Source organism: Streptomyces sp. SA15 (assembly GCF_002291145.1).
Lineage (GTDB): Bacteria > Actinomycetota > Actinomycetes > Streptomycetales > Streptomycetaceae > Streptomyces.
This window is the reverse complement of the sequence record NZ_NTGE01000172.1, coordinates 1-14,736: the sequence shown is the minus strand read 5'-3', so window position 1 is coordinate 14,736 and position 14,736 is coordinate 1. Positions and strand designations below refer to the sequence as shown.

Annotated in this window: 12 protein-coding genes; 2 read left to right on the top strand and 10 right to left on the bottom strand. The window is 70.6% G+C overall.

The genetic code is table 11. The features are described from left to right. Positions 1 to 3 precede the first annotated feature (3 nt). The 3 genes from CLM62_RS38155 to CLM62_RS53295 all read right to left on the bottom strand — a co-directional run bounded on the left by CLM62_RS38155 (position 4) and on the right by CLM62_RS53295 (position 4,035). Entirely contained in the window at positions 4 to 2,244 is a 2,241-nt protein-coding gene (locus CLM62_RS38155) for an FUSC family protein (protein ID WP_095754474.1), read from the bottom strand. Between the two features lie 85 nt (positions 2,245 to 2,329). Further along, the gene (locus CLM62_RS38150) at positions 2,330 to 3,706 is read right to left on the bottom strand and encodes an NAD(P)/FAD-dependent oxidoreductase (protein ID WP_095754473.1); all 1,377 of its coding nucleotides are present in this window, start codon (positions 3,704 to 3,706) and stop codon (positions 2,330 to 2,332) included. Between the two features lie 89 nt (positions 3,707 to 3,795). Then, positions 3,796 to 4,035 (bottom strand): hypothetical protein, encoded by a 240-nt coding sequence (locus CLM62_RS53295; protein WP_373559225.1) that lies wholly within the window; start codon positions 4,033 to 4,035, stop codon positions 3,796 to 3,798. Positions 4,036 to 4,179: 144 nt separating this feature from the next. Between CLM62_RS53295 and CLM62_RS38140 the strand changes: the two genes are divergently transcribed. Beyond that, on the top strand, positions 4,180 to 4,545 hold the full coding sequence (locus CLM62_RS38140) for a PRC-barrel domain-containing protein (protein ID WP_095754472.1): 366 nt from the start codon (positions 4,180 to 4,182) through the stop codon (positions 4,543 to 4,545). A 91-nt stretch (positions 4,546 to 4,636) separates the two neighbouring features. Here CLM62_RS38140 and CLM62_RS38135 read toward each other — a convergent pair whose 3' ends face one another. Both CLM62_RS38135 and CLM62_RS38130 read right to left on the bottom strand, forming a co-directional pair. Further along, complete coding sequence (locus tag CLM62_RS38135) at positions 4,637 to 5,071, bottom strand: ATP-binding protein (RefSeq protein ID WP_095754471.1); 435 nt, start codon at positions 5,069 to 5,071, stop codon at positions 4,637 to 4,639. Positions 5,072 to 5,216: 145 nt separating this feature from the next. Continuing rightward, entirely contained in the window at positions 5,217 to 7,121 is a 1,905-nt protein-coding gene (locus tag CLM62_RS38130) for a long-chain fatty acid--CoA ligase (RefSeq protein ID WP_095754470.1), read from the bottom strand. Positions 7,122 to 7,274: 153 nt separating this feature from the next. Between CLM62_RS38130 and CLM62_RS38125 the strand changes: the two genes are divergently transcribed. Beyond that, positions 7,275 to 7,508, top strand: coding sequence for a DUF6480 family protein (locus tag CLM62_RS38125; RefSeq protein WP_095754500.1), 234 nt, complete (start codon positions 7,275 to 7,277; stop codon positions 7,506 to 7,508). 37 nt (positions 7,509 to 7,545) lie between these two features. On the opposite strand, the gene CLM62_RS38120 is transcribed toward CLM62_RS38125, so the two are convergent. From CLM62_RS38120 to CLM62_RS38100, 5 genes are all read right to left on the bottom strand, one after another. Then, positions 7,546 to 8,634, bottom strand: a complete 1,089-nt coding sequence (locus tag CLM62_RS38120) for a glutamate--cysteine ligase (RefSeq protein WP_095754469.1) — start codon at positions 8,632 to 8,634, stop codon at positions 7,546 to 7,548. 112 nt (positions 8,635 to 8,746) lie between these two features. After that, positions 8,747 to 10,951, bottom strand: a complete 2,205-nt coding sequence (glgB, locus tag CLM62_RS38115) for a 1,4-alpha-glucan branching enzyme (RefSeq protein ID WP_095754468.1) — start codon at positions 10,949 to 10,951, stop codon at positions 8,747 to 8,749. Positions 10,952 to 10,954: 3 nt separating this feature from the next. After that, entirely contained in the window at positions 10,955 to 12,316 is a 1,362-nt protein-coding gene (locus tag CLM62_RS38110; protein WP_095754467.1) for a maltokinase, read from the bottom strand. 28 nt (positions 12,317 to 12,344) lie between these two features. Next, on the bottom strand, positions 12,345 to 14,063 hold the full coding sequence (treS, locus tag CLM62_RS38105; protein WP_095754466.1) for a maltose alpha-D-glucosyltransferase: 1,719 nt from the start codon (positions 14,061 to 14,063) through the stop codon (positions 12,345 to 12,347). Continuing rightward, positions 14,060 to 14,736, bottom strand: a 677-nt coding sequence (locus CLM62_RS38100; RefSeq protein WP_143659219.1) for an alpha-glucosidase C-terminal domain-containing protein, incomplete at its 5' end; no start/stop codon positions are given. The genes treS and CLM62_RS38100, both read right to left, overlap by 4 nt.

The following is a 14,736-nucleotide window of genomic DNA, read 5'->3' as shown; positions in this document are numbered from 1 at the left end:
CCGCTACCGCCGCGGTGCGGCGACGGGCACGCCCAGCGGCCGGGCGAGGCCCGCCACCGACTCGTCCAGGCGCTGCAGATGCCGCAGCACGCGGTCGGTGATGCGGCCGTACCTGGGCGTGCCGGGGACGTCCGGCTCCAGGAGGGAGGCGATGCTCGAGCCGGTCTCGATCTTCAGGTCGGCCCGCTCGTCGGCGATGTGCGCGGAGATCGCCCCGATGTTGTGCGCGATGCGCCGTCCGGCCCGGCGCAGCCGGGGGTCCGCTGCGATCGAGGGATGGGTGGGCAGGAGTTCGGCGGTCGCGGCCAGCGACCGCGCGTGGTACGCGCAGGTCTCCAGGAGCGCGACGACATAGCGGGCGGTGTCGCGCCGGGCCCGCAGCGGCGTGATCGGGTAGGTGAGCGGCTGGGTAGCGGCCCGTAGGTCGGCGAGTGCCTGGTCCAGGTCGCGCGCCTGGTCGAGCAAGTCGGCCGCGGGCCCGCCGCTGAGCTGGTCCACGGCCCGTTCGGTGACGTCGGTGAGCCGGTCCAGGACGGTGACCAGGAGGTCGTTCGTACGGCGGTCGGTCTGCACCGGAAGCACGAACGCCGCCGCCAGGACCCCGCAGGCCGCGCCGAGCGCCGTCTCCTCCACCCGCAGCAGGAGCACCGAGAGGCTGTAGGTGTGCAGCAGGGTGTAGAGCAGCCCGAGCGCCGCGGTGACGAAGAAGGACATCAGCGTGTACGACAGCGGCGCGGTGTAGAACATCGCGAACACGAACAGCAGCACCAGCGCGAACGCCGTCCAGGTGTGCTGCCCGACCAGTCCCGCCAGCACGATGCCGGCCACCACACCGAGAACCGTGCCCACCAACCGACGGTAGCCCTTGACCAGGATCTCGCCCGTCGAGGCGGTGTTGAGGAACACGATCCAGCAGGTCAGCACCGCCCAGTACCAGCGCTGACTGGACAGGAGCTCGCCGCCGACCATGGCGAGCGACGACCCCACGGCGACCTGCACGGCCGCGCGGGTGGTCGGCCGCCGCAGCCCCGCGAGCTCCTCGCCTTCGTCCTCGCCGGCGTCGATCGAGGCGTCCTCGGCGTCCAGCTCCTCGCGCGAACGGGCCGTCGCAGGCGTGTCGTCCGACTCGTCCTGGGCCCCGCCGAGGGCGATCCGCAGCCCCAGCACCGCGCGGGCGGCCTCGCCCATGCCCCGGAAGACGTCCTGGACGGCGGGTGCGGCGGGCGGCAGGTTCTCCTCGTCGCGGTACTTGAGGAGCCGGTTGCGCACATGGGACAGCGCCGTGCCGATGTCGTCGGTGACGGGCCGCAGCACGAGCAGGTGCAGCGCCTGAAGGTCGCGGCGCAACGTGGCGGACGTCTCGTCGCGGACCGGCAGGTGGCCGCTCGCCGGGGCGGGCGCGCCCGGCAGATGCAGGGTCAGCGTGTCCGCCCGCTCGGCGCTGCGGGCGGTCAGCAGCAACAGGCCCAGCCGCTCGGCGGCGATCTCGGCGTCCGCGATGCGCCGCTGCACCAGCCGGGCCGTGGCCTCGTCGGCGGTGCCCTCCTCCAGCCGGCCGTGGATCATCATCGCCGTCTCGTGCAGACGCGCGGTGCCCTCGCGTACGGCGTCCAGGGCCTTGTCGACCTCGTCCGGCCCGGCGTCGAGCAGGTCGAGCTGTGCGCCGACCAGTTGGGCCAGCCGGGCCCGGAAGGCCTCCCGCAACCGCTCAAGGACGTGCGCCGGAGTCTCGGGCACGAGCGCGAAACGCGCCAGCGCGCTGCTCAGGAAGGCGACGCCGATCGCGCCGTACAGCTCGGGCAGGCCGGAGACGGTGGCGCCGACGAACAGGGACAGGAAGTAGACCTGGAACCCGATCAGCCCCAGCGCGGTGCCACGGTCGCCGAACCTGCGGCCGTAGACCGCGCAGAAGATGAGGGCGACGAAGAAGAGGTCACCGGCCACCACACGCGAGCTGAGCAGCGCGCCCAGCGACACGGACGCCAGCGCCACCGGCAGACCCAGTGCGAGCGTCACGGCCTGCTGTCCGCGCTGCTTCTCCCGGATGGCGAAGGTGGCGACCATCGCCGCCATCGCCCCCGTCACCAGATGTGTGACGTCGGCCCCCACCAGGGCGAGCACGGCGAGCGTGAGGGCGATGGCCCCCACCGTCCGCAGACCGGCGGCCAGCCGCAGCAGCCCGGGGTCGGACGCCGCGACACCGTCTCGCAACCGTGCCCGGACCGTCCGCCCCGCTGCCCTCACTCCGCCGCACTCACTCCCGTGTCACGTCATGATCTCCGTCATCAGCATGGCACGGAGAGCATGGCGCGGAGCTCGCGGGGCGGCGTCACTGCTCCTGTCGCGCGGAGCCCTCGACATGGGCCCGCACCTGTTCCGGCGTCAGATACGAATCCGTGTACTCGAAGTCCTTCAGCTTGGCGGGCTTGCGGGCCTGGAAGCCGGTGCGGACGAAATCGTCGCCGGCCACGGCGTTGAGCACCCAGTTCGTCATCACCCGCGTCTTGGCGACGTTGGTGCGCAGCGCCGACCAGTGGTAGCCGCGGGCGACGGCCTGGGCGGGCAGACCGCGCAGTTCGATGCCGAGCGGCTTGGACACGGCGTCGGTGCCGCCGAGGTCGACGACCAGGCCGAGGTCCTTGTGGACGTACGGCCGCATCGACTGGCCCCGCAGCGTGGCGATGACGTTGTCGGCGACGTGCCTGCCCTGCCGCATCGCGTGCTGTGCGGTGGGCGGGCAGACGGCGCCCTCCTCGTCCTTGGCCTGGTCGGGCACCGCGGCGGCGTCGCCGAGCGCGAACACGCCGTCGTGGCCCGGCAGGTCCATCTCGGCGTTGACCGCGAGCCGCCCGCGGACCGTCTCCGCGCCGAGCGTGGCGATGAGCGGGCTCGCGACCACACCCGCGGTCCAGATCAGGGTGCGGGTGGGGATCACCCGCCCGTCGGTGAAGGTGACCTCCTCCGGGCCCGCCTTGGCGATGGAGACACCCAGCGAGATGTCGATGCCGCGCCGGCGCAGGATCTCCGTGGCGCTGCGGCCCAGCTTCTCGCCCAGTTCCGGCATCAGTTTCGGGGCGATGTCGATCAGATGCCACTTGATCAGACCCGGGTCGAGCCGCGGGTAGCGCTTGACGGCGGCGTGCGTCAGGCGCTGCAGGCACGCGGCGGTCTCCGTGCCCGCGTAACCGCCGCCCACCACCACGAACTGCAGCCGGGAAGCGCGCTCCGCCGGATCCTGGCTGGCGTCGGCCAGGTCGAGCTGGGAGATGACGTGGTCGCGGATGTAGGCGGCCTCGGCCAGCGTCTTCATACCGAAGGCGTGCTCGGTGAGGCCGGGGATGTCGAAGGTGCGGGTGATGCTGCCGGGGGCCAGCACGATGTAGTCGTACGGCTCGTCGACGATCCGGCCGGTGATGGTGCGGATGACGCAGACCTTGGCCTTGAGGTCCACGCCGATCGCGCCGCCCGGAATGATCCGGGTGCGGTACTTCTTGCTGCGGCGCAGGGAGACGGCGATCGACTGCGGCGTCAGCACGCCGGAGGCGACCTGGGGCAGCAGGGGAAGGTAGAGCTGGTAGGCGAACGGCGTCACCAGGGTGACGTCGGCTTCGTCCGGGGAGAGTTTCCGTTCCAGACGGCGGACGCACTCCACGCCGGCGAAGCCTGCGCCAACCACCAGGATCCTGGGTCGTGTCACGGTGTTCATCCCTTTCTGCGGCTCCAGGCGGTCTGCCTCGAACGCCGTTCGCCTGCCCGCGGATCGCTGATTCGCACCTCATCGATCCCACCGTGCTGTCAGCCGTTCCGCCAGCTGGGCACGGCAGGCAGCCGAACGCTGTCGATCACCACCATGCCCGGTCGGTGGCCGAAACGCACCGGTGAGGGAGGGAAGAAGAGAAAGCATTTTCCATGGGACGGCCTCAGCTGGAACTCCGTCGTGCTGTCGACGTCCAAGTAGCCTGCCACCCTGATCAGGGCCACGTCCTCGCGCGGCACGGTGACCTCGACGGACAGCGGCTTCTGGGCAAGGGACACGGGTACCTCCAACAAGTGCTGACGGCGGAGCGGGTAACCCCCGCAGCCGGAGGCCATGCCACCGCTTCCGGTCCGAGACATGCCGAATGCGTGTGCGGGAGAGGGGTATTTGGTGCTGTGAACCCCTCGGGCGGAAGGAGCAGGGTGGCCGTTGACAGAATCTGGTCGTACGCGCCCGACAGCGGACACGTCGAGGGACAGGACCTGACGGGCTTCACCGTCGTCGCCGGCGACGGCACCCTCGGACGGGTGGACCGGGAGGCAGACCCGGGCGGCATGCGGCACCTGGTCATCGACACCGGCGTCTGGCTGTTCGGCACGAGCGTCCTCGTCCCCGTGGGCGTCGTCACCGGCATCGACCCACGGGCCCGGAGGATCACGCTGGCCTGCACCGGGGCGGCAGTGAAGGCGGCGCCCCGCTTCCGGACCGACAGCGAGACCAGGGACCCCGCGTACCTGGCGGCCGTCGGTGACTACTACCACCGGCTCCAGCCCACGCCTGGCGCGTGACCGAAAGCCGTCCCGGACTCACCGGGGCGGCATCACGAAGCAGGAATACGAGGGAGGGAAGCAGGAATACGAGGGAGGAGAGAGAACGCCCTCACCAGGGCAGAAACACATGGACGTCCTTGCCGTGGTCGTCCGTGACCACGCTGACCTGGTCGCCCAGCGCGTGGATCAGGTGCCAGCCGATGCCTCCGCCGCCGTGCTGCGGATCGAAGGGACGTGGTGCGGGCGGCGTGGTGCTGGTGTCGTGCAGCGTCACGTGTACACCGTCGAAGGTCCGGCGCATCCGCAGGGCGAAGGGGCCGGGCGCGTACTGGACGGCGTTGGCGGCCAGCTCCGTGACGACCAGCAGGATGTCGTCCCAGTACTCGGGGGCCGCCGGCGGCGCGGAGCGTGCGAGGTCATGGAGGAACTCCTCCGCGGCGAGACGCGCACCCGTCACGTTCTGCGGCTCGCCCGCAAAACTGGTGCTGCGGCTCGGGATCGCCTCGGAAGCCAGTGTCTCGTCCCCACGCGGCTCGATCGTCATGTCGCCTCTCCGGCCCGGTGTCAGTGGGGCCGCCGTCCTCTCTCGCGCTCGCTGCCGTCTCCTGCCGTCTCTCGCGTCGCCACTGTTGCGTGTTCCCGGGGGCGCGGAGCCTACGCGTTCTTCGCACACCGGGTCGGTGCCCCCCTCACCGGAAGACGTTGTCCGCGTCGTCCCAGCTCGACAGCTCGTCCGGCACGCGCTGCCGCCCGCCGCGCGAGCGTGCCTGGTACATCGCGTCGATCTCGAAGGCGTACGTCTTGACGATGAGGTCCCGGCGCAGCTTCATCGAGGGCGTCAGTAACCCGCTGGCGAGGTCGAACGGCTCCGGCAGCACGCGGAAGACCCGGATGGACTCCTGGCGCGAGACGGCACTGTTGGCCGCCGCCACGGCCCGCGCGATCTCCTCCCGCAGCGCGTTCTCCTCCCGGGCCTCCCGGCTCGGCGTGTCGCTCTGCAGCGCCAGGGCCGCCCGCCAGTGCGCGAGGAACTCCGGGTCCAAGGTGAGCAGCGCGCCCACGCACGGCCGGTTGTCGCCGACGACCACAGCCTGGTGGATGAGCGGGTGCACCCGCAGCCGGTGCTCTAGGACGGCCGGGGCGACGCTCTTGCCGCTGCTGGTGATGATGATGTCCTTCTTGCGGCCGGTGATCGTGAGATAGCCCTCGGTGTCGAGCCGCCCGATGTCCCCGGTGGCCAGCCAGCCGCCGTGCAGCGCGGTCCGTGTCGCGCTGTCGTCGCCCACGTAGCCCTGGAACACCGACGGCCCGCGCACCAGGATCTCCCCGTCGTCGGCCACCCGGATGTCCGTGCCCGGCAGGGCCCGCCCGACGGTCCCGGACTTCTCCCGGCCCAGTGGCTGCATGGTGACCCCGCCGCAGGTCTCCGTCAGCCCGTATCCGTCGTTGACGTAGATGCCGATGCCCTCGTAGAAGAGGGACAGCTCACGGTTGAGCGGGGAGCCGCCGGACGTCGCGCGGCGCACCCGGCCGCCGAGCGCACCCCGCAGTCTGCGGTACACCGTCCGCTCGTACAGGGCGTGTTGCAGCCGCAGGTCGAAACCGGGACCCGGCCCCTCGCCCAGCCGCTGTCGTTCGCAGGCCGCGGCGAAGTCCCGCGCGGTCTCGGCGGCCCGCTCGAACAGCGCGCCGCGGCCCGACTGCTGTGCCGTACGCAGGAAATTCTTGTAGATCTTCTCGAACATCGACGGGACGCCCCAGAAGTAGGTCGGCCTAAGGGAGCGCAGCGCCGACGTCAGCGCCTCCTCGCCCAGGTCGGGCTCGTGGCCCATGAGCAGACCGCCGCGCAGGCACATGCTCTGGATCATCAGGCCGTACACGTGCGAGAAGGGCAGGAAGGCGAGGGCGGCCCCCTGCTCTCCGGGCGGCGCGGCCGTCTGGCCCCAGCCCGCGAGCAGGGTGTCGCAGGGGCTCGCCAGGCCGCGGTGGCTCAGCGCGCAGCCCAGGGGACGGCCCGTCGTGCCGGAGGTGTAGGCGACGACCGCGGTGGAGTCCGGCAGGACGATACGGCGCAGCGAGTCGACCGTGGCGAGCGGGATGAACTCGCCCCGCGCCGCCAGTTGCTCCAGCGCCCCCGCGTCCAGCTGCCAGACGTGCCGCAGCCGGGGCAGGCTCGCGCACACGGAGCCGACCGTCATCACCGCCTGCTCGTCCTCGACCACCACGGCCACGCAGCCGGCGTCCCTGAGGATCCACTCGACCTGGTCGCGCGAGGAGGTCGGATAGACCGGGACGACCTCGGCGCCGACCGCCCACAGCGCATAGCTGAGGACCGTCCACTCGTACCGGGTGCGTGCCATGATCGCCACGCGATGGCCGGGTGCGATGCCGGACGCGATCAGCCCCTTGGCCAGGTCCACCACCTGATCCCGCAGTTCCACGGCCGTGACCTCCTCCCACGTGGTCGAGGAGGAGTCGGGGCGGCGCGCCAGCAGCGGCAGGGTGGGGTTGAGGTCCGCCGTCTCGAAGACGCTGTCGGCGAGCCCGCCGGTCAGGGGCGAGACGGCCGGGGGAGCGACGGCGAGATTGCGCATGCGCTGCTCCTGATGTGTACGGGGTGTGACTCCGCCGACGAGCACGGTTACCTTGCGGTGGTCGAATCTAGTGGAGGTGACGGCGCGCGGTACGAGGAACGGAGAACTGGCACATGCCCGATGATCTCGGCGGGTTCGGGGGACTCGGACCGTATGAGTCACATCAACCCTGATCCCGAACCCGAGCGCAGCACCGGTCTGGAGCCGGGCGGCGGCGTGCCGCCCGGGGAGACCCCGCCGGCCGAGAGCAGTCTGCCCGAGGCGGGCCCGAGGGAGACGCACAATCCCCCCAAGGGCTGGGCCAAGGCACCACTGACCATGATCCTCGTCATGGTCGTCCTCATCGCGGCGTTCTTCCTGGTGTACGCCGTCGTCCTCATCGTGTGAGGGATTCGTGTGAGAGCCGTCCGGGACGTACGCCTCCTCACGTCTGCGTGAGGCGCACGCACTCGGTGACCACGTCCCGCAGGCTTCCGGTGCGCCGCATCAGCTCGCGCTGCACCCGGGCGCCGTTGCCGTGCCGCAGCAGCTCGGCGCAGCCGGCTCGGGCGCGGTCGAGGTCGCCGCTGTCGGCAAGGGCGTCCCCGACATGGTCCAGCAGCGCCCGCACGACCGTCTCCGCGGGCATACGGCGCATGGTCGCGGGGTGCAGCAGCTCCTCGGTCAACCCCGAGCGGGCGGCGCGCCAGGCCGCCAGCCGGAGCAGGCTCACGCTGTGCTCCAGCGGCCCCCGGCCCTCCCGCCACTCGCGTGCGGCGGTCTCGACGAGGCCGCGGGCGAGGGCGGCGAGGAGAACGGCGGTGTCGGCGTGCAGACAGACGTCCGCGACGCGGATCTCGACCGTCGGATACCGCCGGGACAGCCGGGCGTCGAAGTAGATCATCCCCTTGTCGAGAATCACGCCCGTGGCGACCATGTCCGCGACCCGCCGGTGATAGCGCTCCGCCGAACGGAAGGGCTCGGTCGGACCGGCCGACGGCCACCGCTGCCACACCCGGCTGCGGTAACTGCTGTAGCGGGTGTCCTTGCCCTGCCAGAACGGGGAGTTGGCGCTGAGCGCGGACAGCACCGACAGCCAGGGCTGGATGCGGTCGACGACGGCGACGGCCTCCTCGTCCGACTCCACGGACACATGGACATGGCACCCCAGCACCATCTGCTCCTGGGTCGCGATCCCGTACTGCTCCGCCATCCACTGGTAGCGCCGCCCCATACCGACGGAGGGACTCACCGGCATCGGCGAGGTGGCCAGCGCGGCGACGGCACAGCCGCTCTCCCCGGCGTGCCGGGCGGCCTCCTTGCGGCAGCGGACGATCTCCGCGCGCAGCTCCTCCATGCCCGACTGCGGATGCGTCGCGAACTCGAGCATCTGGTTGTGCAGCTCCTTCTCGAAGAGGTCGTGATCGGCCTCGTCCACCGCCGCCCGCGCGAGCACTGCGGCGGACAGCGCCTGCGGTTCGCCGGTCTCCGGGTCGACCAGGAGGAGTTCCTCCTCCACTCCGACGGTGCGCACGTGATACTGCCCTTCTGTGGCCCCTGCGGCGACGACGAGGATTGCTCCGTCGTACGACCCCGACTGCCCCTCTCGGCCGTTCGGACACCTCCCGGGGCCCGCCGGAGAGGCCCTAGTCGGGCGGCGTCAGCCACACCGTGGCGAGTGGCGGCAGCGTGAGCCGGACGGCTCCGTCCTCCGGCTTGATGGGACCGGGGTTGGTGACGTCGCTGCCGCCGTACCGCCCGGCGTCGGTGTTGAGGGTCTCCTGCCAGGCGGGGATGTCGTCGGGAACCCACAGGCGGTAGTCGTGCCGGACGACGGGGGAGAAGTTGGAGACGGCCAGCAGGGGAGTGCCGTCGGCGCCGAAGCGCAGGAACGCGAAGACGTTGTCGTCGGCGGCGTCGCCGATCACCCACTGGAAGCCGGAGGGGTCGGTGTCGCGCTGCCAGAGGGCGGGGGTCGCACGGTAGACGGTGTTCAGGTCCCGCACCAGGTCCTGGACGCCCCGGTGGTCGCCCGCGGCGCAGTAGCCGGGGTCGAGCAGCCACCACTCGGGCCCCTGCGCCTCGGACCACTCGCCGCCCTGGGCGAACTCCTGGCCCATGAAGAGGAGTTGCTTGCCGGGGTGGGCCCACATGAAGCCCAGGTACGCGCGGTGGTTGGCGCGTCGCTGCCACCAGTCGCCGGGCATCTTGGACACGAGGGCCTGCTTGCCGTGGACGACCTCGTCGTGGGAGATGGGCAGGACGTAGTTCTCGCTGTAGGCGTACACCATCGAGAAGGTCATCTCGTTGTGGTGGTACTTGCGGTGAACGGGCTCGTGGCTGATGTAGCCGAGCGAGTCGTGCATCCAGCCCATGTTCCACTTCAGCCCGAACCCCAGACCGCCGCTGTCGGTGGGCCGGGTCACCCCGTCCCAGGCCGTGGACTCCTCGGCGATCGTCACCACACCCGGCGCCCGCCGGTACACGGTCGCGTTCATCTCCTGGAGGAAGGCCACCGCGGCCAGGTCCTCGCGCCCCCCGAACACGTTCGGCGTCCACTGCCCCGAGTCGCGCGAGTAGTCGAGGTAGAGCATCGAGGCGACCGCGTCCACGCGCAGCCCGTCGATGTGGAACTCCTCGCACCAGTACACGGCGTTGGCCACCAGGAAGTTGCGCACCTCGACACGCCCGAAGTCGAACTCGTACGTCCCCCAGTCCGGATGCTCCGCCCGCCGGTCGTCTCCCGGCTCGTACAGCGGGTCCCCGTCGAACCGGGCCAGCGCCCAGTCGTCCTTCGGGAAGTGCGCCGGCACCCAGTCCATGATCACGCCGATGCCCGCCCGGTGCAGGGCGTCCACCAGGTACTTGAAGTCGTCGGGGGCGCCCAGCCGCGCGGTCGGCGCGTAGTAGGACGTGACCTGGTAACCCCAGGAGCCGCCGAAGGGATGCTCGGCGACCGGCATCAGCTCGACATGGGTGAAGCCCAGGTCCTTCACGTACCGCGGCAGCACCTCGGCGAGCTGACGGTAGGTCAAGCCGGGCTGCCAGGACGGCAGGTGGACCTCGTACACCGAGAACGGGGCCTCGTGCACCGGCACGTCCCCGCGCCGGGACATCCACTCCTCGTCGCCCCACTCGTACTGGGAGGAGGTCACGATGGACGCCGTGTCGGGCGGCTCCTCGGCGCGGCGTGCCATCGGGTCGGCCTTGAGGAACCGGCCGCCGTAGCGCGAGGTGATCTCGAACTTGTACCGCGCGCCCTCGCCGATGCCCGGCAGGAACAGCTCCCACACACCGGACGCGCCGAGAGAGCGCATCGGGAACGCCTGCCCGTCCCAGAAGGTGAAGTCCCCGGCGACCCGCACTCCTTGGGCGTTCGGCGCCCACACGGTGAAGCGGGTTCCGGTCACGCCCTGGTGGGTCATCGGCTCCGCGCCCAGCGCCTTCCACAGCTGCTCGTGCCGCCCCTCGCGGATGAGATGCAGGTCGATGTCACCGAGGGCGGGCAGGAAGCGGTACGGGTCGTGCACCTCCTGCTCGCCGTCGGCGTACGCCACCAGCAGCGTGTAGGCGGGGATCGCGTCGAGCGGCAGCACGCCGGAGAAGAGACCGTCCCCCTCCGAGGCGAGCCGGCCGCGCTCGCCGTCGATCACGACGCTCACCGAGCGGGCGAACGGGCGCAGCGCACGGAAGACGATCCCGCCGGGCACCGGATGGGCGCCGAGCAGCGCGTGCGGGTCGTGATGGGCCCCCGACAGCAGGCGTCCACGGTCTGCGGGGTGCAGGGCGGGCGCCGCGGTGCAGTGGGCCGGTCCGGACGGCTCGGGCAGTGAAGTGTCGCGCAGGGCCACGGTTCAGACTCCTCTCACGGCGAGACGTTCGATCGCCGCCATGGGTACGGGGAGCCAGTTCGGGCGGTGCCTGGCCTCGTACAGGACTTCGTACACCGCCCGATCGGTCTCGTACGCACGCAGGAGACCGTGTTTCTTGCGGGGGTCCCATCCGGCGCGGGCGGCGTAGCCCGCGCAGAAGGCCTCCCGGCAGCGGCGCGCCCACTGCGGGCGCCAGGGGCGGCGCTGCCGGGCCGCGTAGTCGAAGGAACGCAGCATGCCGGCGATGTCCCGTACCGGGGACTGGGCGGTGCATCGCTCGGCGAGCGGACGGGACGGCTCGCCCTCGAAGTCGATGACGAACCACTCGCGTCCCGCCCGCAGCACCTGTCCCAGATGCAGGTCGCCGTGAATGCGCTGGGCGGGCGGCCCGGCATCACAGGTGGCGAGCGCGCCGAAGGCACCCCGCAGACCGGGGACGAACGGCTTGAGCGCCGGCACGCAGTGCGCGGCGGCGTCCAGCCGCTCGGTCATCGCCGCCGCCGTACGGCCGTTCTCGCCGTGGGTGCCGGCGGGGAAGGCCGTGGCCAGCGCGAGGTGCACCTCCGCCATGGCCTGCCCCAGCTCGCGGGCCTGCGCGGTGAAGTCGTCACCGATGCCGAGCGCGCGCAGCGCCAGCGTCCAGCCGTCGGACGCGTCGCGCAGGTACGGCTGCAGCACGCCGAGCGTCGCGTCGTGCGGATGCGTGGTGCTGAACCAGGCCACCGGGGCGGGGACCCGGCGGCAGCCCTGCTCGGCCAGCGCGCGCGGCACCTCGAGGTCGGGGTTGACGCCGGGCTGGATGCGCCGGAAGACCTTCAGGATGAACTCGTCGCCGTACACCAGCGAGGAGTTGGACTGCTCGGCGTCCAGCAGCCGCGGCGGCAGCCCGGCCGGCACCGGCACGGACGGCTCGCACTCGAAACGCAGGGGGCCGACCGAGCCCGGGTGCCGAAGCCGCTCGAGGAGCAGCTGCGCCGACCGGGGGTCGTGCAGCGCGTCGTACACCGTCATCCCGGCCAGCGGGCCCTCTTCCGGCCTGCCGATGAGCGCACGGCCGATACGCGGCGACAGGTGCTCCCGCACGCCGAGCAGCAGCTGGTAGCAGTCACCGGCCGGGGTGGTCCAGCAGGGGGCCGGCACTCCCGCGTGACCCGTGTGCACCAGCAGGTGCAGACAGCCGGGGTACAGCTCGGTCATCGACAGCAGTCCGAGCTCTGTGACGGGCCGGTCCTTGCCGGCGAACCAGCGCTGCCGGGGCAGCCACTCGCGCAGCAATCCACCGAGGGAGGCCATGGGATCGGCGACGATCGTGGGTCTGCGGCCAAGAGATGCGGTCTTCGGCATGGTGACGCGTCCTTTCGTCGGCACACGATCAAAGTCGTCGACCGATGCGGGATGCGACTCGGGAGAGCCGGAACCAGTAGAAGCCGTGACCGCCGAGCGTCAGCAGATACGGCAGTTCGCCGATGGCCGGGAACCGGACCCCGCCGAACAGCTCGACCGGATGGCGGCCGTCGAACTCACGCAGATCGAGCTCCGTCGGCTGCGCGAACCGGGCGAAGTTGTTCACGCACAGGACGAGGTCGTCCTCGTACTCCCGCAGGAAGGCCAGCACCGCCGGATTGGAGGACTGGAGCTCGGTGAACGAGCCGAGGCCGAAGGCCGGGTTCTGCTTGCGGATCTCGATCATGCGGCGGGTCCAGTGCAGCAGCGAGGAGGGCGACGCCATGGACGCCTCGACGTTGGTGACCTGGTGCCCGTAGACCGGGTCCATGATCGTGGGGAGGTAGAGGCGCCCGGGGTCGCACGACGAGAAGCCCGCGTTGCGGTCCGGGGTCCACTGCATGGGGGTGCGTACGGCGTCCCGGTCGCCGAGCCAGATATTGTCGCCCATGCCGATCTCGTCGCCGTAGTAGAGGATCGGCGAGCCCGGCAGGGACAGCAGCAGGGCGGTGAACAGCTCGATCGTGTCGCGGTCGTTGTCGAGGAGGGGCGCCAGGCGGCGGCGGATGCCGATGTTGGCGCGCATGCGGGGGTCCTTGGCGTATTCCGCCCACATGTAGTCGCGTTCCTCGTCGGTGACCATTTCGAGCGTGAGCTCGTCGTGGTTGCGCAGGAAGATGCCCCACTGGCACTTCGAGGGAATGGCGGGGGTTTTGGCGAGGATTTCCGAGACGGGATACCGGGATTCCCTGCGCACGGCCATGAAGATGCGCGGCATGACCGGGAAATGGAAGGCCATGTGGCATTCGTCGCCGCCACTCGGGTAGTCACCGAAGTAGTCGACGACGTCCTCCGGCCACTGGTTCGCCTCCGCCAGCAGCACCGTGTCCGGATACATCGCGTCGATCTCGCGGCGGACCCGCTTCAGGAAATCGTGCGTGGCGGGCAGGTTCTCGCAGTTGGTTCCCTCCTCCGCGTACAGATAGGGCACGGCATCGAGCCGGAAGCCGTCGATGCCGAGGTCCAGCCAGAAGCGCAGGGCGGCCAGGATCTCCTCCTGCACCGCCGGGCTCTCGTAATTGAGGTCCGGTTGGTGGGAGAAGAAGCGGTGGAAGTAGTACTGCCCCCGGATCGGGTCGAAGGTCCAGTTGGAGACCTCGGTGTCGACGAAGATGATCCGCGCGTCCTGGTACTGCTTGTCGTCGTCGGCCCACATGTAGAAGTCGCCGTACGGTCCGTCGGGGTTCTTGCGGGATTCCTGGAACCACGGGTGCTGGTCGCTGGTGTGGTTCATGACGAAGTCGATGATCACGCGCATGCCGCGCTGGTGGGCGGCGTCCACGAATTCCACGAAGTCGGCGAGGTCACCGAATTCGGGCAGTACGGCGGTGTAGTCGGAGACGTCGTAACCGCCGTCCCTCAGGGGTGACTTGAAGAAGGGCGGCAGCCACAGGCAGTCGACCCCCAGCCACTGCAGGTAGTCCAGTTTGGCGGTCAGGCCCTTGAGGTCGCCGACGCCGTCACCGTTGCTGTCCTGGAAGGAGCGGACGAGGACCTCGTAGAAGACCGCGCGTTTGAACCACTCGGGGTCCCGGTCCTTGGCGGGGGTGTCCTCGAAGGTGTCGTGGACGGGCTCGTTGACGGTCATGACGCGGTGGACCCTCCGATCTGCGGCGCGGCGGACGACCGCTGGACGCGGAACACGTGCGCGGGTGCCCGACCGGGCTCCAGCCGCACATAGTTGTTCCTGCCCCAGCGGTAGGTCTCGCCCGCCAGTTCGTCGTGCACGGACAGGGACTCGTGCCATTCCAGGCCGAGGTGCGGCATGTCCAACGAGACGGTGGCCTCCTGGGCGCGGTGAGGATCGAGATTGACGACCACCAGCACGGTGTCCTCGCCGGTGCGCTTGCTGTACGCGATCAGGGCGTCGTTGTCGGTGTGGTGGAAGTGGATGTTTCTGAGCCGTTGGAGAGCGGGGTGGCGGCGCCTGATCGTGTTCAGCCGGGTGATGAGGGGGGTGAGGGTGCGGCCTTCGCGTTCGGCTGTTTCCCAGTCGCGGTGTTTGATCTGGTACTTCTCCGAGTCGAGGTACTCCTCGCTGCCCTGTCGCAGCGGGGTGTTCTCGCACAGTTCGTAGCCGCTGTAGATGCCCCAGGTGGGGGAGAGGGTGGCGGCCAGGACCGCGCGTGTCTCAAAGGCGGGCCGGCCGCCGTGCTGGAGGTAGGCGTGCAGGATGTCGGGGGTGTTGGCGAAGAAGTTCGGCCGCATGTAGGCGGCCGCCTCCCCGGACAGTTCGGTGAGGTACTCGGTCAGTTCCTGCT

Bases quoted from the DNA above. Each gene is read 5' to 3' on its own strand.
- CLM62_RS38150 (WP_095754473.1), bottom strand. From the start codon at position 3,706: ATGAACACCGTGACACGACCCAGGATCCTGGTGGTTGGCGCAGGCTTC.
- CLM62_RS38135 (WP_095754471.1), bottom strand. From the start codon at position 5,071: ATGACGATCGAGCCGCGTGGGGACGAGACACTGGCTTCCGAGGCGATC.
- CLM62_RS38130 (WP_095754470.1), bottom strand. From the start codon at position 7,121: ATGCGCAATCTCGCCGTCGCTCCCCCGGCCGTCTCGCCCCTGACCGGC.
- CLM62_RS38125 (WP_095754500.1), top strand. From the start codon at position 7,275: ATGAGTCACATCAACCCTGATCCCGAACCCGAGCGCAGCACCGGTCTG.
- CLM62_RS38110 (WP_095754467.1), bottom strand. From the start codon at position 12,316: ATGCCGAAGACCGCATCTCTTGGCCGCAGACCCACGATCGTCGCCGAT.
- treS (WP_095754466.1), bottom strand. From the start codon at position 14,063: ATGACCGTCAACGAGCCCGTCCACGACACCTTCGAGGACACCCCCGCC.